At 70.3% G+C, this 18,648-nt stretch carries 16 protein-coding genes; 9 read left to right on the plus strand and 7 right to left on the minus strand.

Annotation, left to right across the window (positions count from 1 at the left end):
• Positions 1-290 precede the first annotated feature (290 nt).
• Entirely contained in the window at positions 291-872 is a 582-nt protein-coding gene (locus FL344_RS05165) for a hypothetical protein (RefSeq protein WP_141617738.1), read from the plus strand.
• A 78-nt stretch (positions 873-950) separates the two neighbouring features.
• Here FL344_RS05165 and FL344_RS05170 read toward each other — a convergent pair whose 3' ends face one another.
• Positions 951-2,591, minus strand: a complete 1,641-nt coding sequence (locus FL344_RS05170) for a hypothetical protein (RefSeq protein WP_228564799.1) — start codon at positions 2,589-2,591, stop codon at positions 951-953.
• Positions 2,592-2,800: 209 nt separating this feature from the next.
• Here FL344_RS05170 and FL344_RS05175 point away from each other — a divergent pair, with 209 nt between their 5' ends.
• Entirely contained in the window at positions 2,801-3,499 is a 699-nt protein-coding gene (locus tag FL344_RS05175) for a bifunctional 2-polyprenyl-6-hydroxyphenol methylase/3-demethylubiquinol 3-O-methyltransferase UbiG (protein WP_194862997.1), read from the plus strand.
• 7 nt (positions 3,500-3,506) lie between these two features.
• On the opposite strand, the gene FL344_RS05180 is transcribed toward FL344_RS05175, so the two are convergent.
• Together FL344_RS05180 and FL344_RS05185 are read right to left on the minus strand one after the other, a co-directional pair.
• Entirely contained in the window at positions 3,507-4,205 is a 699-nt protein-coding gene (locus tag FL344_RS05180) for a response regulator transcription factor (protein ID WP_011551466.1), read from the minus strand.
• On the minus strand, positions 4,202-5,731 hold the full coding sequence (locus FL344_RS05185) for a cell wall metabolism sensor histidine kinase WalK (RefSeq protein WP_141590349.1): 1,530 nt from the start codon (positions 5,729-5,731) through the stop codon (positions 4,202-4,204). The genes FL344_RS05180 and FL344_RS05185 overlap by 4 nt, the downstream gene beginning before the upstream one ends.
• Before the next feature lie 249 nt (positions 5,732-5,980).
• On the opposite strand from FL344_RS05185, the gene FL344_RS05190 reads away from it, so the two are divergent.
• Positions 5,981-7,990 (plus strand): c-type cytochrome, encoded by a 2,010-nt coding sequence (locus tag FL344_RS05190; RefSeq protein ID WP_141617741.1) that lies wholly within the window; start codon positions 5,981-5,983, stop codon positions 7,988-7,990.
• A 24-nt stretch (positions 7,991-8,014) separates the two neighbouring features.
• Here the strand turns inward: FL344_RS05190 and FL344_RS05195 are convergent, their stop codons facing one another.
• Positions 8,015-8,599: a hypothetical protein gene (locus tag FL344_RS05195; RefSeq protein WP_141617742.1), complete on the minus strand. Its 585-nt coding sequence runs from the start codon at positions 8,597-8,599 to the stop codon at positions 8,015-8,017.
• A gap of 401 nt (positions 8,600-9,000) precedes the next feature.
• On the opposite strand from FL344_RS05195, the gene FL344_RS05200 reads away from it, so the two are divergent.
• Both FL344_RS05200 and FL344_RS05205 read left to right on the plus strand, forming a co-directional pair.
• The gene (locus FL344_RS05200; RefSeq protein WP_141590346.1) at positions 9,001-9,909 is read left to right on the plus strand and encodes a hypothetical protein; all 909 of its coding nucleotides are present in this window, start codon (positions 9,001-9,003) and stop codon (positions 9,907-9,909) included.
• An 11-nt stretch (positions 9,910-9,920) separates the two neighbouring features.
• Positions 9,921-10,928, plus strand: a complete 1,008-nt coding sequence (locus tag FL344_RS05205) for an NAD(P)H-dependent glycerol-3-phosphate dehydrogenase (protein ID WP_141590345.1) — start codon at positions 9,921-9,923, stop codon at positions 10,926-10,928.
• A 7-nt stretch (positions 10,929-10,935) separates the two neighbouring features.
• On the opposite strand, the gene FL344_RS05210 is transcribed toward FL344_RS05205, so the two are convergent.
• Positions 10,936-11,361 carry a hypothetical protein gene (locus tag FL344_RS05210; protein WP_011551472.1) on the minus strand — a complete coding sequence of 142 codons (426 nt, stop codon included), beginning with the start codon at positions 11,359-11,361 and terminating at the stop codon, positions 10,936-10,938.
• A gap of 47 nt (positions 11,362-11,408) precedes the next feature.
• The gene (gene hflX / locus FL344_RS05215) at positions 11,409-13,061 is read right to left on the minus strand and encodes a GTPase HflX (RefSeq protein ID WP_194858388.1); all 1,653 of its coding nucleotides are present in this window, start codon (positions 13,059-13,061) and stop codon (positions 11,409-11,411) included.
• A 122-nt stretch (positions 13,062-13,183) separates the two neighbouring features.
• On the opposite strand from hflX, the gene proB reads away from it, so the two are divergent.
• Positions 13,184-14,317 carry a glutamate 5-kinase gene (gene proB / locus FL344_RS05220; protein WP_141617743.1) on the plus strand — a complete coding sequence of 378 codons (1,134 nt, stop codon included), beginning with the start codon at positions 13,184-13,186 and terminating at the stop codon, positions 14,315-14,317.
• A gap of 16 nt (positions 14,318-14,333) precedes the next feature.
• On the opposite strand, the gene FL344_RS05225 is transcribed toward proB, so the two are convergent.
• On the minus strand, positions 14,334-14,804 hold the full coding sequence (locus tag FL344_RS05225) for a hypothetical protein (RefSeq protein WP_225888583.1): 471 nt from the start codon (positions 14,802-14,804) through the stop codon (positions 14,334-14,336).
• Between the two features lie 312 nt (positions 14,805-15,116).
• On the opposite strand from FL344_RS05225, the gene FL344_RS05230 reads away from it, so the two are divergent.
• The 3 genes from FL344_RS05230 to FL344_RS05240 are packed head-to-tail and all read left to right on the plus strand — an operon-like array spanning position 15,117 to position 18,643.
• A complete protein-coding gene (locus tag FL344_RS05230; RefSeq protein WP_141617745.1) occupies positions 15,117-16,139 on the plus strand; it encodes a YafY family protein in 1,023 nt (340 codons plus the stop codon).
• Positions 16,136-17,065, plus strand: coding sequence for a YafY family protein (locus FL344_RS05235; protein WP_141617746.1), 930 nt, complete (start codon positions 16,136-16,138; stop codon positions 17,063-17,065). Before FL344_RS05230 ends, FL344_RS05235 begins: the two co-directional genes overlap by 4 nt.
• A gap of 6 nt (positions 17,066-17,071) precedes the next feature.
• Positions 17,072-18,643, plus strand: a complete 1,572-nt coding sequence (locus FL344_RS05240) for an FHA domain-containing protein (protein WP_141617747.1) — start codon at positions 17,072-17,074, stop codon at positions 18,641-18,643.
• Positions 18,644-18,648 lie beyond the last annotated feature (5 nt).

The following is an 18,648-nucleotide window of genomic DNA, read 5'->3' on the forward strand; positions in this document are numbered from 1 at the left end:
ATTCTAGGACGGCTTCGCGCCTCGTGGTGACTTCCTGTCCCTCAGGATGATGCCCGCCCAGCAGCCGGCCAGGCGGGGACCGGTCGCGAGGAGGGCGGGGCGGGCTCCCGGGGCGTGACGAAGGCGAGCGGGGCAGCCCGGCGTCGCCGCACGGCGGCTCATGGAAGTCCACTGGCCCGCGACGGGCGGAATTTGCACGCCCGGCAGGGCCGGCGCGCGGTCGACGGAGGCTATCGGCACGAAGCGGAGCGGTTTAGGACACGGGGCAGTGAACCTGGAGGTCCTCTGTGGTGACGGATGCGCGTCCCAAGGTGAAGCCCGTGCAGGGGAATCGTGACGAATTGATTGATGCGCTGCGACAGCGCCTCACGGGCTCCTTCCGCTGGGCCAGCGTGGGCGTGGCGTTGGGGACGTTGGCGGTGCTTTACGGCGCGTCATCGTTCCAGCGGGCGCTCGATTCCGGAAGGTTCCGATGGCCGTTCAGCGCCCAGCTCCCCATCTGGGGGAGTCTCTTGATTGTCATCGGTCTGACCGCCTTCTGGCTGGCGCCCCGCTACACGCGGAGGTTGGTGAGAAGCGTGGAGTCGGATGAACGGACGTCGTTGCTGATGACGGTGGAGCGCAAGCGAGTGCCGGGAGATGACGAGCACTTCCTGTTCGTCGCCACCCTGTACAGCCCGGAGCAACAGCGCGTGGTGCTCCGGAACGTGCATTTCCGCCAGGGGGACAAACCGCTGCAGTACCCATACAAGGACGGTGTCACCCAAGTACCGGTGCAGGTGTATGGCAAGCCCGGCCAAGCGCCCATCGTCATCGATGCGGGGTGGGGCTTCCTGCTCCCGGCCAACCTGACGTACCCCTGGTACAAGTAGCCACGAACCGCGACTAGGCGACGACCGGGCTCCCGTGAAGAAGCCCAGCCGCCGCCCACGCTCCATTCGAGGGACCGCTCACTCCCCGGAGTAGATGCCGATGGTGCCCGGCATCACGGTGCCGTCGCTCAGCGTGGCGCCCTGGAAGGCCACCAGCATGCGGCGCCGCGGGCCGGAGCGGTCCACCTGGATGTCCGGCACGCGCATGCTGGACAGCTCCCGCCCGAGCACGGAGAGGCCGTAGTGGGAGACGGAGCCGCCCCGGACACGGGAGAGGCCGCCGCCCCAGCTGTGACCGGCCCAGATGCTGCCGTTGGTCGGGTCCGCCGCCACGCTGGCCACGTGCGGCGCGGCCAGCTCGTTCTTCAGCGTGCGCACCACCTGGCCGCTGTCGTTCAGCTCCGCGAGGCCGTGACCGAAGGAGCCCACCCACGCGGAGGTGCCCACGACGGCGATGCCGGAGACCAGGTCATCCGTGCGCTGCTCCGGACGGGAGTAGCGCTCCTCGCCCACCGCGTCCGCCCAGATGTCGATGCGGTTCCATGCGTAGGCCCGGGACTCCGTACGCGTCTGGCCCTCCCAGAAATCGTTCGCGACGGTGCCGTAGAAGTAGCGCGTCGTCCGGTTGGCGCCGCCGACCCAGACGTCGCCGTCCGGACGCACGCCCAGGCCCCAGTACGCATCCGTGAGCAGCGCGGGCTGAACCCTCCACCGGCTCCGGTCCTCTCCGTACTGGGCCCGGTCCGCCGTGGGGTTCGTGTAGATGTACGCGTTGATGCCCGGGTGCGAGTGCTCCTCCACGCCCCAGCAGTGGAACTGCCCGTTGCACGTCGGGTCGCCCCGGTAGTCCGCATCACCGCGGGCGAAGCCGTGGTTGGCGCCAAACCAGACGCTGTTGGTCTTCGCGTCATAGGCGATGCGCCAGATGTTGCAGAGCTTCTCGCGGCCTCGCAGCTCGGCGTCGACGACGTTCGGCCCCGAGAAGATGTCGTAGTGCACGACGTCGAGCGTGCCGTCCGCGCGCAGTGAGACACGGTCGGCGTCACCGCTCTTGTATCGCGCGGGGTCCGGCACGTTGCTGTCCCAGTTGTTCTCGCAGTGGAGCGCGCCATCGCCCGGCATGCCTTCGTAGCCGACGAAGACAGTGTCGTTCCAAGCGCCCGCGACAGAGATGACCTTGAGGTACTTCGGTCCCGGCGGCGCGCTGCCGTCCGGCATGTAGCCGTACGGGCGCAGGCCCTCCGCCATCGTGTAACGCCGGAAGGTGCGCTCACCCTTCTTCATCAGGAAGAGCCCTTCTTCGCCGCCCGCCACCCAGATGTTACCGGATGCGTCCGCGCTCACGCCGTGGATGAAGCGAGGGCCGCCCGCATCGCGGCCGAAGAACTCCCAGTTCGCCGCGGAAGGCGTGGGCAGGGGCACTTCCACGGGGCCCCCGTCCGGCGTGCCACCGTCGTCATCCGGCGTACCCGAATCCGGCGTGCCACCGTCGTCATCCGGCGTGCCCGAATCCGGTTCTCCCGCGTCGGGCTCGCCCGGTGTCCCTGAGTCCAGCGTGCCCGCGTCCGGCGTGCCTGCATCGCCTTCCGGGGCTTGGGGGAATTCCGAGGGCGGGACGTCCAAGCCCTCGGTGCCTCTCGTGTCACTCCCCGAGCCACAGCCCGTCCACACCCAACCCGCCACGAAGAGCGCGCCCGCCCATCCCCATCCGCGCTTCATCTCGTCACCGTTCCCCGCTGAAAAGCCGACTGGCCCGAAGTGGGTCGTCGTGTTCAATCCCCGTTCATTCGCAAGGACGGTGCCAGCACGAGCAGCCTTGAAGCGTGATGTGTCCGTCGGGCGCCGGACACGATGTGGGTAATCCGCTTCCCAGCGTGTGTACGTGCCTGTCCCGGGCGAGGCCGGATTCGTGCTACTTCCTTCCTCGAATGCGTGGTCATGACGCGCGGGGCCGGATGCCACTTTCTCTTGTCGCTCAGGAGCCGGACCTCCTGTTCTACACACGCCAGGCGGCCGAGCATGGCGGGCCCGTGCTGGTGTTGGGCGCCGCCAATGGCCGGGTGGTGTGGGCGCTGGCAGGGGATGGCTATGACGCCGTGGGCGTGGACCCCTCGGGGGTGATGATTCGCTCCGCGGAGGAACGGCGGCACTCGGAACCCGAGGACGTCTCACGCAGGGCGCGCTTCCTGGTGGCGGACCTCCGCTCGCTGCGCCTGGACGAGCGCTTCCCACTGGTGCTCGCGCCCCAGCACGCATTGGGGCTGATGCCGGGAAAGGACGACCTGGAGGCGTTGCTGGCCACGGTGCGTCACCACCTCACGCCGGGTGGCTCCTTCGTCTACGACGTGCTCAACACGCCCCGCGAGCCCGTGCTCCCCCGAGACGACGAGGCGCCCAGCGCCGGCCTGGAGCCTCGCCGCCCGCTCTTCACCCTCCACCTGCGCGAGCGGCGTGCGCCCGGTGGGCCCAGCCCCATCCGCCGCCTCAGGCTGCGGCACTTCACGCCGGAGGAGCTGGACGCGGCGCTCACCGCGGCGGGATTGGTGCCGCGCGAGCGCTACGGCCGCTTCGACGGCAAGCCCTTCGACCTGGAGGACTCGCGCCACATCGGCATCGCCGGACCGTGAGCGCCCGTCAGCGCTCGAAGCGGTAGCCCAGTCCGCGCACGGTGAGGAAGTGGCGGGGGGCTTCCGGGTCGGGCTCGAACTTCAAGCGCAGCTGGCGCATGAAGTTGTCCACGGTGCGGGCGCTGCCTTCGTAGTGGTAGCCCCACGCGCCGGACAGCAGCTCCTCGCGGGTGAAGGTGCGTCCCGGGTGCGCGAGGAAGTGCGCCAGCAGCTTGAACTCCTGCGCGGTGAGCTCCACCGGCGTCCTCGCGCGTGCCACCGTGCGGGCGGCCATGTCCACGCTCACGTCGCCGAAGGTCACCGGCGGCGGCGAGCCCGCCCCCGCGGACGGGTAGCGCCGGCGCAGCACGGCCTTGATACGGGCCAGCAGCTCCTGGAGGCCGAACGGCTTCACCACGTAGTCGTCCGCGCCCAGGTTGAGGCCGACAATCTTGTCCGTCTCCATGCCCTTGGCGGAGAGCACGACGACGGGCGTGTCCCGTCCGCGCTGGCGCAGCTCCTTGAGGACCTCGAAGCCATTGAGCTCCGGCAGCATGACGTCCAGCACCACCAGGTCCGGCGACTCGTCCAGCGCGCGCGCCAGCCCGGTGCGGCCATCCTGGGCCTGGAGCACCTCGTAGCCCTCGAAGCGCAGGTTCATGGACAGGCCCGTGAGGATGGACAGGTCGTCCTCCACGACCAGGATGCTCCGCGTCTTGTCGCTCATGCCTTCCCCGCCGGCAGGTGGATGGTGAACCGGCTTCCCTTGCCTGGCTCGCTCTGCACGGAGATGCGGCCTCCGTGGGTTTCGATGATGCGCCGGGTGATGGCCAGCCCCAGCCCGCTGCCTTCCGTCCTGCGCGTCAGCAGGTTGTCCACGCGATAGAAGCGCTCGAAGATGCGAGTGCGCTCCTGCGGAGCGATGCCCACGCCATTGTCCTCCACCGTCAGGTCCACGCCCTTGCCGCTGCCCCGGACCTGGAGGGTGATGCGGCGGTTGTCCGGCCCACTGTACTTGTAGGCATTCTGCAGCAGGTTGAGCAGCGCGCCGGCCACCGCGGCCCGGTCCACGTCCAGCGCGGGCAAGCCGTCTGACACCTCCACCGTCAGGTCCACGCCGTCCTCCATGCGCTGGGTGCGGAAGGCCTCCACCGCCGCGTTCACGAGCTCCGACACCGGCACGATTTCGCGCTGGTACACCTTGCGCCCGCCTTCGATGCGCGCCCAGTCCAGCACGCGCTCGACGAAGATGGACAGGCGTTCCGTTTCGCGCATCAGCAGGGTGAGCACCTCCTGCATCTGCGCCGGGTCCTTCAGCCGCCCCAGGGCCAGGGTCTCGATGAACATGCGGATGGACGTGAGGGGCGTGCGCAGCTCGTGGCTCACCAGCGACACGAAGTCCGTCTTCATCCGCGACAGCTGCGCCTCACGGTAGAGCGCGCGGCCGGTGTAGACGACGCCGAAGGTGAGCGTCAGGTAGAACACGCCCAGCAGCACGCCGTACAGCACGCGGTTGCGCGTGGACGCGCGCGCCACCGGGTCCTCGCCGGTGGGCAGCACTACCAGCCGGAAGTCCTGGAGGGGCGAGGACAGCACGCGCTCAGCGAGCCCCGTGGGCCCCAGGGCGCTGGCGCGCGCCTGCGCCACCTCGGACACCAGCCGCCCCATCAGTCCGCCATCGGAGGGCTCCCGGGGCACGGGCAGCAGGGCGAAGCGCACCGGTTCGCTGGACACGGCCCGGGGGTCCACGCGCTCGGCCAGCAGGGCCTCCAGCTGCTGCACCGACAGCCGCACGCCGTGCACCACGCTGCCGCGTCGCTCGGCGGCCACCAGCACCGCCCGCCCGCCCGCGGTGAGCGAGAAGACGGTGGGCTCGGTGGGCAGTCCGCCCGCCTCGGGCACCACGGTGGTGAGCGCCTCCGCCAGTTGGGGGTCCCGGGTGCGGACCTGTCCGTCCTCCAACTGGAAGGCGCCGTCCGGCTCCGACACGGGCTGCCCGTCGGGGAGGATGAACTGGAGTTGGCCATTCACCGGCTCCAGGCTCGCCGAGGCGAGGATGCCCGGCAGTTCCTCCGACAGCGACTCCAGCGTGCCGCGCCAGGCGGCCTCCAGCCGTTTCTCCACGGCCGCGCGCTCGTTGATGATGGCCACCACCCCGAAGCCGGACAGGCCGGCGGATGGCACCACCACCAGGACGATGAGCAGCGCGAACGTGCGCCGGAAGTTGAGGAATCGGGGCGGAGTGCGGGACACGGCCCCTCTCCTTTACCCCTACCCGGCGCTACACGCTCGTGGCGTTTCATCCGCGCCCGCGACAGGGAGTGTCCACCACTCACCCGGAGTGTGTGCGGACGTCATCGACTTCGGGGGTGTTCTGGTGCAAGCATGGGCGGCCGCGGGGCAGGCGTGCGACGTGGGCCGGCCGCCTTCTTCCCCGCTCAGGACGCGGCCGCCCGGTGCCTGGTGGGTGGGACGGGCCGCCGCGAGGAAGGGAACCCCTCCATGAGACGGACGCTCCTGGCCACGGTGATGGCCTCGATGCTCGCGCTTCCGGCGTGTGAAGACCGCGACGCCCAGGCGACCTGGACCCAGGCGTCGGGCTCGGTGGCGCTCAGCCGGGATGACGCCTTTCTCTACGTGGTGGACTCGGACAACGGCGTCCTCGCCGTGGTGGACACGGCGCGTCGTGAAAAGGTGGGCGAGGTGAAGGTGGGCCTCCTCCCCGAGCGCGTGGCGGTGGGGCCGGACGACACCGTCTACGTCTCCAACCGCGGCTCGCGCAGCGTGTCCGTCATCCGCCGGGGGGACTGGAACGAGGCGGCCCGCATCGCGGTGGGGGTGGAGCCCGTGGGCCTGTCGGTGTCGCCCGCCGGGGACACGCTGTACGTGGTGAACAGCACCGCGCTGGCGACGTCGAGCCACGGCTCGTTGATGGCGGTGGACACGCGCTCGCTGTCGGTGCGCTGGGAATTGCCGGTGGGGGATGAGCCCCGGGGCATCGCGCTGGCGCAGGGCGGCAAGCGCGCGCTCATCACCCGCTTCCGCCAGGGCGACCTGGTCTCCGTGGACCTGACGGACGTGGACCGGCCCCGCGTGGTGCGTGAGCAGACGGACCTGTACGCGCGCGCCAACGTCCGGGACAACGTGGCCGCGTCCCCGGACGGGCTGTCGCCGCGGCTTCCGCCCGCGGACATCCGCTTTCAGCCGCGCAGCATGTCGAGCGTCGCGGTGACGCCGGATGGAGAGCGCGCGCTGGCGACGGTGATGTGGGCGCGGGAGGACCCGCTGTCTCCAGACGGGACGCCCACTCAGCCGAGCGGGGGCTCGCTCTACGGCGGTGGTGGGCCCTGCAACACGGGCGGCGTGGTGGCGCCAGGGCTGGTCACCTTCGACACGGACACGGGCTCGCCCCGGGTGGATGACATGGACCGGTGCCGTCCGCCGCCGGACCTGTCACCGGACTTCCCGCCCTCCACCATCATCAGCCCGGAGTCGACGCACCCCATCCAGGGGCCGGTGGCGGCGGTGGTGGACCCGACGGGCCTGTGGGCCTTCGTGGTGAACCGGGAGACGGACAACGTCGCCATCATCCCCACGGGGCGCCGTTCGGGCTCGGACCTGAGGTCGGGCCTGGGCAGCACGGTGCGCCAGTTGGTGCGCGTGGGCTCCGGCCCCACCGGCATCGCGATGACGCGGGATGGGCGCAAGGCCTACGTCTACAACGCGTTCGACCACACGGTGACGACGCTGGTGAGCGACGGCGCGGGTGGCACCGCCAACATCCGCACGGACGGCGCGCCGCTGCCCATCGCCGGGGACGTGCTGGCGCCCAACGAGGTGGCGGGCCGCAAGCTGTTCTTCAGCGCGCTGGACTCGCGCATGGCCAGTACGTCGGTGGGCGCGTCGTGCGCGAGCTGCCATCCCGATGGCCGCGAGGACGGCCACGTCTGGGGCTTCCCGGACGGGCCTCGTCAGACGCCCAGCCTCGCGGGCCGGAGCATGACGAAGACGGGGCCGTTCCACTGGAGCGGCGAGTTCTCCACCATGCGGGACTTCCTCGACGCGACGGTGCGCCACCGCATGGGTGGGACGGTGCTGGACGGCGTCATGGTGGCGCAGTTGTCCGACTTCATCGACGTGCTGCCCACGCCGGACAACCCGCACAGGGTCGACGTCCTCACCGACGCGCAGAGACGCGGCGAGGCCGTGTTCCGCAAGGCCGCGTGTGACACCTGCCACGGAGGGGCGCACTTCACCCTCAACACGCAGGCCGACGTGGGCACCTTCGTCACCTCGGGGGCGCTCCAGGATGACCCGGTGGTGCGCAAGCAGGGGCTCAACACGCCGTCGCTGTTGGGGCTGGCCCGCACCGCGCCGTACCTGCATGACGGCAGCGCCGTGTCGCTGAAGGACCGGCTGATGCAGGGCCGCGAGTCGAACCGGCACGGCATGACGGCGCAGCTCACCGACGCCGAGGTCGACGACCTGGTGGAGTACCTGCTCACACTGTAGGGGCCGGGGGCCGTCCGGTGGGCCTCAGGGCTCGCCGGAGTCCCCCGCGTCCTCTTTGGGGGCACCGGGTGTCCCCGCGTCGAGCACGGCGGGCCTGGTGGCGGTGAGCGCCGAGCGCGCCACCTCCACGGCCCGCTCCGTCTCACCGCCCAGCCAGGTGACGACGACCGCGCAGTCCGTGTCGTCATCCCAGGCCAGCACCTGGGACATGCCCTGGGCGGGCGCGCGCCGCACCGCGGCACGGCCCAGCGCGGGCACCTCCACGCCGCCGGCCTGGAGGGTGGGGGCCATCAACTCGTGGATGTCCGACTGGGCGTAGCGGGCGTTGCAGTCCCAGGTGATGGAGACGGCGAGGCCGGGCTCCGCGTCCGAGCGGAAGCTGCACAGCGGGCCACACGTCGGGCAGGCGCGCTCCTGCTTCATGGTGAAGCCGGGGAGCATCAGCTCGCGGTCGTCCGCGGGCAGCAGCACCTCGCAGTCGGGGAGCGCCGCGCGCTCGGCAGGGGGCGCTGGGGTGCCCGCGTCCACCGCGGGGGTGTCGGAAGGTCGGCTCCGGCATGCCGCCAGTGCCAGTGCCATGAACAATGCCGCGCGCCCTCCAGCCCTCATCCCGTGTGACTCCCGTGTGCGCCTGCCGAAGCGGCGCGGATGGTAGACCGGAGGATGCCTTGCGCGGCGACGTTTCCCGCATGTCGCTGACCGCTTCCGGACGCCGGCCCGGTCTGGCCTCCGAGCGAGCGGGCATGCCTCGTGCCTTATACGCCCGTCGGACTAAGCTGAGGCTTCCCACCATGCGCTCCGCCCCCTCTTTGCCCTTGCTCGTGTTTGCCCTGGTGGGAGACGTCCAGGCTCGTCCGGCGGAGGGCGCTCCCCCGGCGGTCGTGCCGTCTCAGTCGAGGGTGTCGGGCGCCGAGGCTTCGAAGGCGCGTGTCCCATCGGCGGGCTCGTCGAAAGCATCCGCGCCGTCCCAGCCAGGGCCGCCTGCGTCTGGAGGTGGGGCACCGGCAGGTGTGTCCTCGGGAACCGCGCCCGCGGCGGCTTCTGCGCCAGCGGAGTCTCCTGGGGCGCCTCCGCGCAACCCGGCGCCGGACACCTCCTGGGCACAACCGGGGCAGGTCCCCGCGCCTGCTCACAACGAAGCTCCGGACGACGCGGCCTGGGAGTCCTTCCCGGGCGCCACCGCTGTCCCCGAGGCAGAGGAGGCGGCCACGCTGCCCCGGTTGCCTGAAGTTCCGCCGCTGGTGCCCATCGACGAGGCCGCCATCCCCGCGCCCCGGCCGCCGCCGGCTCCCATCAGGCCGCCGCTCGTCCCCAACCGCGTGAGCCTGCTCGGCGCCCAGACGGTGGGGGCAGGGGGCATGGCCGTGGGCCTGGCCCTGGGCTTTCCCATCGTGTCCGCGCGAGTCGCCGTGGGCGTCCATCGCCGCGTGGACGTGCTGGCCGGCGTGGACAGCGCCTACGGGTTGATGAACGAGCTGCGCGTGGGCGCGCGGTGGATGGTGCTCGACGGCGGGCCCCGGTGGAGCGTGGGCGTGGCGGTGGAGGGCAGCCACGCCTTCTTCCTGCGGCCCGCGAGCGTGGAGGACCGGGGCGCGCGCTACTACAGCGGGCGCCGCAACTGGAACGTGCTGCCCGGCATCGTTGGCAATCTCCAGCTCCCGGGCGCCCGCTCGCCGCGACTGTTCCTGGACGTCCGCTACCTGATGGCGCTGGACACCGAGCCCATTCAAGGGGTGCCGCTGGGCGGCCTGCCCCCTGACGTCGAGCTGTCCGGCGCCTTTCCGGTGCGGCTGGGCGCGGAAATCCCCGTGAGTGAGAAAACGTCCTACGCTCTGACGATTGGCGGGGACATCCGGACCCGGCCTGACGAGACGGACTTCATGCCCGTCATCACCTTTGGCGTCGTGACTGGTTTCTAGCGAGGTCTTTCATGCGTGGCAGTGTCATCGGCTCCGGCTCCTTCGGTACCGCCCTGGCGAACGTGCTCGCGGTCAATTGCGAGGAGGTTCGTCTGTGGGGTCGTGAGTCCTCCGTCGTGGAGGCCATCAACACGCAGCACGAGAACCCCACCTACCTGAAGGGCATCCCCATCTCGGAGCGCGTGCGCGCCACGAATGACCTCCAGGAAGCGCTCGCGGGCTCGGAGTTGGTGGTGCTGGCCACGCCCAGCCACGCCACGCGCGAGGTGGTGGCGAAGGCCCAGGCGTACCTGCCGCGCCATGTCCCCATCGTCACGGTGTCGAAGGGCATCGAGAACGGGACGTTGCTGACGATGACGGAGCTCCTGGAGGACTGCCTGCCGGAGGAGTTCCATCCGTACCTCGCGGTGCTGTCCGGCCCCAGCTTCGCCAAGGAGCTGGCGCGGCGCATGCCCACGGTGGTGACCATCGCCTCCCACTGGGACAAGGTGGCGCTGCGCTGTCAGAAGGCGCTTCAGACGGAGACGTTCCGCAGCTACACCTCCACGGACGTGGTGGGCGTGCAGTACGGCGGCGCGCTGAAGAACGTCATCGCGATTGCCGCCGGCATGGCGGACGGCCTGGGCATGGGCCACAACGCGCGCGCGGCCATCATCACCCGCGGCCTGGCGGAGATTACGCGCCTGGCGGTGCGCAAGGGCGCCAACCCGCTGACGCTCTCCGGTCTGTCCGGCATGGGCGACCTGGTGCTGACGTGCACCGGCGAGCTGAGCCGCAACCGGCACGTGGGGATGGAGCTTGGCAAGGGCCGCAAGCTGCCGGACATCCTCGCGGACATGAAGGAAGTGGCCGAAGGCGTGAAGACGGCCCGCAGCGCGCACGAGCTGGAGCTCAAGACGGGCGTGGAGTTGCCCATCTGCCACCAAGTGTACCTGATTGCCCATGAGGGCAAGAGCGCGCGCACGGCGGTGGTGGACCTGATGACGCGCCAGCCGAAGTCGGAGCTGGCGGGCGTCTGAGCGGCCTTCAGTAGCGGCGCGGCGCGGCGTCCGGCGTGGCGCCGCGGACGCGCCACACGGTGAGCCGCTGGGAGTTGGTGTGGCTCACCACCAGGCCCTCCTGCTGCATCTGCTCCAGCAGGCGGTTCGTCTTGAGCCGGTCCAGCCCCACGGACTTCGCCAGCAAGTCACCGGGCATGCCGCTGATGTTGCGGCGCAGCTCGTTGACGATGGCGCGCTTGAACTCGTTCTTCTGGAGGCCGTCCAGGTCCTGCGTGCGCCACGCCTGGAGGACGCCCGCGGCGATGATGACCAGCGTCAGAATCGCCAGGACGGGGTAGATGATGTGGCTGTTCTGCTCCAGCAGCTCGAAGTACTTCGGAGACAGAGAGGACACAGGCTTCGCGTAGTCAGCCTGGGCCAGCAGCAGGGGTGTGAGCGATGGAGTCGACACGGCTCCCCGACTCTACGGGGAGCCGTGCCTGCGCGGCAACCGCGGGCTCAGACGGCGCCGATGGCCTCGGTGGCGCCTTCGGCGAACAGCGTGGTGTCCGCCTTGGCCAGCAGCGTCGCCAGGCCCTCGCGCGTCGCGGCGCTGATGGCCACGCCGCCCCGGGTGCGCAGCAGCGCCGCCACTTCGTCCGGCGGAAGCAGGTCCGCCTTGTTCCACACCATGAGGCGCGGCTTCTCCATCAAGTCGAGCGACTCGAGGATGTTCTCCACCGCCTCCACCTGCTCGTCGCGGGCGGGGTCCGCCGCGTCCACGACGTGGAGCAGCAGGCTGGCGTCGTACAGTTCCTCCAGCGTGGCGCGGAAGGCGGCGACCAGGTCCTTGGGCAGGTCCCGGATGAAGCCCACCGTGTCGGTGATGATGACCTCCCGCTCCTGCGGGAAGCGCAGCCGCCGGCTGGTGGGGTCCAGCGTGGCGAACAGCTTGTTCTCCGCCAGCACCTCGGCGTTCGTAATCGCGTTGAGGAGCGTGGACTTGCCGGCGTTGGTGTAGCCGACAATGGAGATGACGGGCAGCTCGCGCCGGTTGCGCTGGGCCCGGCGCACGCTGCGCTCCCGGCCAATCGCGTCGATGCGCTTCTCCAGGTGGGTGATTCGCTCGCGCACGCGGCGGCGGTCGATCTCCAGCTTCGTCTCGCCTGGGCCACGTCCGCCAATGCCGCCCATGAGCCGGCTGAGCGAATCGTCGCTCTGCACCAGCCGCGGCAGCCGGTACTTCAACTGTGCCAGCTCCACCTGGAGCTTGCCCTCGGCGCTCTGTGCGCGCTGCGCGAAGATGTCGAGGATGAGCTGTGAGCGGTCCAGCACCTTGAGGCTGGTGGCCTCGCCGATGTGGCGACCCTGGGACGGGGTGAGGTCCTTGTCGAAGATGAGCAGGTCCACCATGGACTGCATGGAGCGCAGGTTGAGATCCTCCAGCTTTCCGCGGCCGATGAGGTAGCGCGGGTCCGCCTCGCGCTTCACCTGGAGCACGGAGTCGATGACCTCCACGCCCGCGGTGCGCGCCAGCTCCTTCAGCTCCGCCAGGCTGGACTCGGCCAGGGCGCGGTTGCCGTCCAGGCACACCGCCACGAGGATGGCCTTCTCCCGGCCGCCCACCTTGCGCGACGCCGCCTTGCGGTTGAACTCCTCCTCCAGCGCGCCCAGCGTGTCCATGAGGTCCGGCTGCGCCACGTGGACGGAGGGCAGCGTCTCGACGTGCCAGAAGTCGCCGGAGCCGTTCTCCGGGATGAGGTAGGCGTAGTGCAGGACGCCGGGCAGGCCCTCGTGGCCCACGCCAACGGCCGCCACGCAATCCAGGCGCAGCAGCGCGAGGTCCGTGAGGTCGTCCTTGGTGAGCGGCTCGCTCTTCAAGTGGGTGTGGATCAGGCGGAGGCCACGCAGACGCACCTGGCCCGCGCGGGCGCGGCCGATGTCCGGCAGCTCGAGCTTGTGGGCGTTGCCCACGATGACGTGCTCGATTTCTCCCTTCCGGTTGATGAGCACACCCACCTGCCGGTTCAGCTCACGCGACAGCTCGGTGAGGTGCCGGGCAAGCTCGGGCGACACGATTTCGTGCGGTGGGACGCGCCGGCGGAAGGTGTTGCGCAACCGGTGCTGTTCGCTCGACTTGAGGCCCAGGGTGTTGCCGTAGATTTCCTTCAAACCGTGCTCTCCTGGCGGAGGCATTGGGGCCCCCACCTTTGTGGTACGACTTTATGACTGCCGCTGTGGGGAAAACACGCCGGACGCGCGCGTCTTCCATTTCTGACCTACGCTGACGCCCCGTGAGTTCGATTTCCGCGGGACGCACCGCCCTACGCTCCGCCCGGCGGGTGGTGGTGAAAATCGGCACCAACGCGCTGACGAACGCCACCGGACGTTTCAACCGTCAGCACTTCGATGCGCTGGGCCAGGATTTGTTGTGGGCCGCGCAGGGCCGCGAGCTGCTGGTGGTGTCCAGCGGGGCCATTGCCCTGGGGGTCGAGCGGCTGGGCCTGCCCTCGCGCCCTCGCGACATCCCAGGCAAGCAGGCGTGCGCGGCGGTGGGGCAGAGCCGGCTGATGCAGGCCTACGAAGAGGCCTTCGCCGCGCATGGGAAGGCGGTGGCCCAGGTGCTGCTCACCCACGAGGACGTGCAGGAGCGCCGCCGCTACCTCAACGTGAAGCACACCCTGGAGCGGTTGCTGACGGCGGGCGTCGTCCCCGTCATCAACGAGAATGACACCGTCTCCGTGGACGAACTCAAGTTCGGTGACAACGACACGCTGGCGGGGTTGGTGGCCGGCGTGGTGGATGCCGACGCGCTCGTCCTGCTGTCGGATGTGGAGGGCCTCTACACCGGAGACCCTCGGCGCGACGCGGGCGCGGAGCTGCTGGCCACAGTGATGCAGGTGACGCCCGAGGTCCTGGCGCTCGCCACCGGCACGAGCAGCGGGGTGGGGACGGGCGGCATGAGCACCAAGGTGCGGGCGGCCGCGCGCGCGTCCGATTCCGGCATCCACTGCGTGATTACGTCCGGCGCCGTGCCCGGCCGCCTACGCGCCGTCCTGGAAGGCGCGGACGTGGGGACCCACTTCGAGCCCGCCGGCAGCCGCCGCAGTGCCCGCGCCGCGTGGATTGCCCATGCCCTGCGCGCACGCGGGACGCTCACGGTGGATGCCGGCGCGCGCGAGGCCATTGTCACCGGCAAGCGCAGCCTGCTGCCCAGCGGCGTGCGCGGCGTGGAGGGGGACTTCGGGCGCGGAGATCCGGTGGACCTGGTGGACGCGGGGGGAGCCGTGTTCGCGCGCGGGCTGGCGGCCTACGACGCCAACGAGCTGCGCCGCATCGCCGGACATCGCACGGCGGACATCGAAGCGGTGCTGGGCTACCGCTACCTCGACGAGGCCGTGCACCGCGACGACCTGGCCGTGCTGTAGCCGGGCAGGGCGCCGGTCAGATGGACGAGGTGGACAGCGACTTGCCGCCGCTTTCGCCCAGCTGCATGAGCGCGCGGAACTCCGGCGAGTCCACCTTCATCAGCAGCAGGGAGACCTCGAGCTCTCCGGGGACGCGGCCAAGCTGGAGCTTGCGCTCCTGGCCGTGGAGGAGCGCCAGCTCAGAGTGGCCCTTCGCCTCGGGCAGGAGCAGGTCGAGCTGGAGGAGGAAGGACTGGCCTTCGGCCTTGGGCGTGAGGACCAGCCGGTAGTCGGGCAGGGGCGCTCCCGGACGGCGGCGCTCGGCGCGAAGGGTGCGGCCCGTCTCGCCCAGCAGCTTGGGCTGGGCCACCAGCCGCCCGTCACGACGGACCTCGACGGCGAAGTAGAGGGGCTCCGCGCGCACGGGCGCAGGCGCGGCCATGCTCGTGAAGCCCACGAACATCGCCAACCCGGCCACCACATTACGGACGAGGGTGATGCCGCTCATCGTGAGTCCCTTCGGAGGCTCCGCTCGCCGCTTCGGCCGTGCGGCATCCGGACAGGCAGGCCCGTCCACGTCGCTTCCACTTCCACGGAATGGAGCAGCAATAACCCAGATCATGCCCGCAGTGCGAGCCCCCCGCCCAAGTCCTTGCCAGCCGCAATGAGTACAACCATGCGTACAGGTGATTACCTGCTTGTTTGTTCAGGCGTGTCCGGCTATCTCGCCGGACGCGAGCGGCCCTCTCACCTGTTTCCCACCCACACGTCCACTTCTTGACCCTCTCGGGTCCGCCCGGCATCGTCGCCGACCTCTCCAATGGACCGCACTGAACGCATCCTCGACCTCGTGGCCCTTCTGCTCGACGCACGCGAGCCCATCTCCTGGGCCGAGCTGCGCGAGCACTTCCCTGGTGACTACGGCGGCTCCGATGATGCCGCCGAGCGCAAGTTCGAGCGCGACAAGGCGGAGCTGGTGGAGCTGGGCTTTCCGCTGACGTACGTGCAGGGAGACGACGAGCGCCGGGACGGCTACATCGTCGACCGGGACGCCTACTACCTCCCGGAGGCGGACCTCTCCAAGGAGGAGCTGGCCGTGCTCTACGCCGCCGGCTCCGCGGCGCTGGCGTCGGGGGCCTTTCCGGGCCGGGATGACCTGGCGCACGCGCTGCGGAAGATTGGCTTCTTCGCCGGTCAATCCCTACCCACACCCCGGGTGCGCATGGAGCTGGGCTCCGTGCATGAGGGCCAGGAGAAGGAGATTTCCGCGCGCCTGGAGCAGCTCTGGGATGCGTGCGCGGCCCGCAAGTGGGTGGACCTGACGTATGCCAGTCCCAAGCAGGCCGGCACCACGCAGCGGCGGGTGGACCCGTATGGCCTGGCGCTGCGCCGCGGCGCCTGGACGCTGGTGGGGTACTGCCACCTGCGCAAGGACTTGCGGACCTTCCACGTCCACCGGATTCGCGAACTCAAGGTGAACACGGCGCGCCCGCGCACACCGGACTTCCAGGTGCCGGCGGACTTCTCGCTGGAGGCCCACGTGCCGTACTTCCCGTGGCAGCACCGCTTCCATGAGCAGGTGGAGGTGGCGCTCCACCTGTCGGGCACGCTCGCCTCGCGGGCCGCGAGCCTGTTGCCCGGCGCCATGCTGGAGCCGGCGGAGGAGGGGGCGGTGCGGGCGCGGCTGCCGGTCACGTTCGTGGACGGCCTGATGCGCTTCTGCCTGGCGCTGGGGCCGGACTGCCGCGTGGAGGGCCCCGAGCGGGCGCAGGCGCGTCTGCGCGAGATGGCCTCGCGCATCGTGTCGTGCCACGACGATTCGCTGGACAAGGTGAGCGCATGAGCAACGTCCACGAGCGGCTCCGCCGCCTGCTGTTCCTGGTTCCCTACGTCTCCAAGCACCCCGGCGTCACGGTGGACGCGCTCGCGCGCGCCCTCAACATCAGCCGCGAGGACCTGCTGGAGGAGCTGGACCTGCTCACCTGCGTGGGCCGGCCGCCCTTCAACCCGGACGACTACATCGACATCTACGTGGACAACGACCGCGTCTACGTGGACCTGGATCAGCGCCTCTTCGCGCCGCCTCGGTTGACGCCCGGCGAGGCCGCGGCGCTGGCCGCGTCTGCGGAGCTGCTGCGGCCGGCCACGGGGGACGCGTTGCAGAGCGCCCTCCAGAAGCTGGAGCGCGTGCTGCCGCCCGCCACCCGCGAGCGCTACCGGGAGATGTACCGGAAGATTGATGCGTCCACCGAGGCGCCCCAGGCCCTGGGGCCGCTCACCCGGGCCATCATCGAGCGCCTGGAGGTGACGTTCGGCTATGCCAGCCCCGGCCGGTCGCCGGAGCCGCGCACCGTGCGCCCCTACGAGCTGCTCAGCCACCGGGGGCAGTGGTATCTGCAGGGCTACTGTCACACCCGGCAGGACGCGCGCCTGTTCCGCCTGGACCGGATGGAGGACATCCTCGTCACGGACGTGTCCTTCCAGCCGCCCGCGGATGCCCGGGCGGACGTGCCCAACCCGGCGCGGGGGCTGAAGGATTCCTCGGTGCGCGTGCGCTTCTCCCCCGTGGCCGCACCCTATGTGAAGGAGCGCTTCGGCCAGGACGCCCGCCCGCTTGCCGACGGGGGCGTGGAGGTGCTGGTGGCGGGGGACAGCGAACGCTGGCTCACCCAGTGGGTCCTGTCCTTCGGTGGCGAGGCGCAGGTCATGGAACCGGCCTCCGCGCGCGCGGCCGTTGCCCGAGCGGCGCGGGCCTCTGTAGGATTGTAACCCCCCATGCCTTTCCAGCTGACGATCTCCGAGGGTAGAGAAGCCGGTAAGGAGTTCGTCTTCGACCAGGACTCCGTTCTCATCGGCCGTTCGACGGATTGCGACGTCGCGCTGTTCGACCCGGGTGTGTCCCGGCGCCACTGCCGCATCTTCCTCGACGGTGATGTCTACGCCGTCGAGGACCAGGGCAGCGCCAACGGGTCGCTCGTCAACGGCAGTCCGGTGAAGACGCAGGTGCTTGAGGACGGCGACAAGCTGACCCTGGGGCCGGTGACGTTCATCTTCGCCATGCTGACGGACGAGCCGGCCACGGGTGAAGAAGAGCTCCCCGCCGGCGCTCAGGACGGCGATGGCAGCACGCGCATCGTCTCCCTGGATTCCCTGAAGCGGCAGCGCAACAAGGGCGTCGCGCTGGCCCCGGAAGGTGCGGACCAGGAGGAGCTGAACGAAATCCGCGAGGGCGCCACCCGCTCCAACCTGCAGGCCCTGCGCCCCGTGTCCCAGGGGCAGAGCGGCTCACGGTCGGCGGCCATGGAGCGCTCGGCGCCAGCGGCACCGCCCGCGAAGCGGCCGTCCAGTTCGCCCCCGCCGGCCCGGGCCCGTCCGTCGCCGTCCGCGTCGGGCGGTGGTGGCCTGTCCGCGGCGGAGCGCGCGCGCATCCGGCGTGAGTCCCCCGGCGTGGTGTCCAGCGCGAAGCTCTTCTGGGCGGACGCCAGCCAGGGCGTGCGCACCGGCATCATCGGTGGCGGCGTGGCCATGGTGCTCGCGCTGTTCGGCGTCCTCTACTGGTTGGTGCTGAGCGGCGAGGACGGTCAGCCAGTGGGCGAGGAGCCCTCGATGTTGACCGGCGCGCCCATCCGCGACTCGTTCGGCCTGGGGCCGGGTGTGACGTGGGAGCGCCCGGACATGAAGGTCTTCGAGTGGGAGTACACCGCCGCCACGCGCGCGGTGGTCATCCTCCACTACCAGGCCCAGGGCATCTCCAAGGACGAGGTCGTGGTGAGCGTCAACGGCGTGGACGTGGGCAAGGTGCCGCCCGATACGCTGGCCAGCCAGGACCGCTCCATCGAACTGATGATTCCGGCGCAGCACCTGAAGAAGGGCGAGCCCAACCGCATCATCTTCGACAACGTGAAGAATCCGCCGGGCGAAGACCCGTGGGTCATCTGGAACATCTGGGTGGAGCGCGCGCTGCTGCCGGACCTGCTGCCGGAGGAACTGGTGCGCGAGGCCACCGAGTACCACAAGCGTGGCTTGAAGCACTTCCAGACGCCGGACATCGGCGCTCGCAACCGCTACGAGGCCTGGAAGTCCTTCCGCGTGTCGTGGCTGATGCTGGAGGCCCACCCGGAGCCGAAGCCCGACCTCTATTACGACGCCCAGGAGCGCATGAAGGCGGCGCAGCAGGAACTGGACCGCACCTGCTCCAAGCTGCTGCTGGAGGTGGAGGGCTACTACAACCAGGGCAACTACAAGAGCGCCTCCGCCACCCTGGACCACGTGAAGGAGTACTTCCCGGAGTTCGACCAGCCGTGCGCCACCCGCGCGGACGCCAAGCGCGCGGAGTACGGCCTCTAGGCCGC

Source organism: Myxococcus sp. AB036A, from assembly GCF_006547355.1.
Lineage (GTDB): Bacteria > Myxococcota > Myxococcia > Myxococcales > Myxococcaceae > Myxococcus > Myxococcus virescens.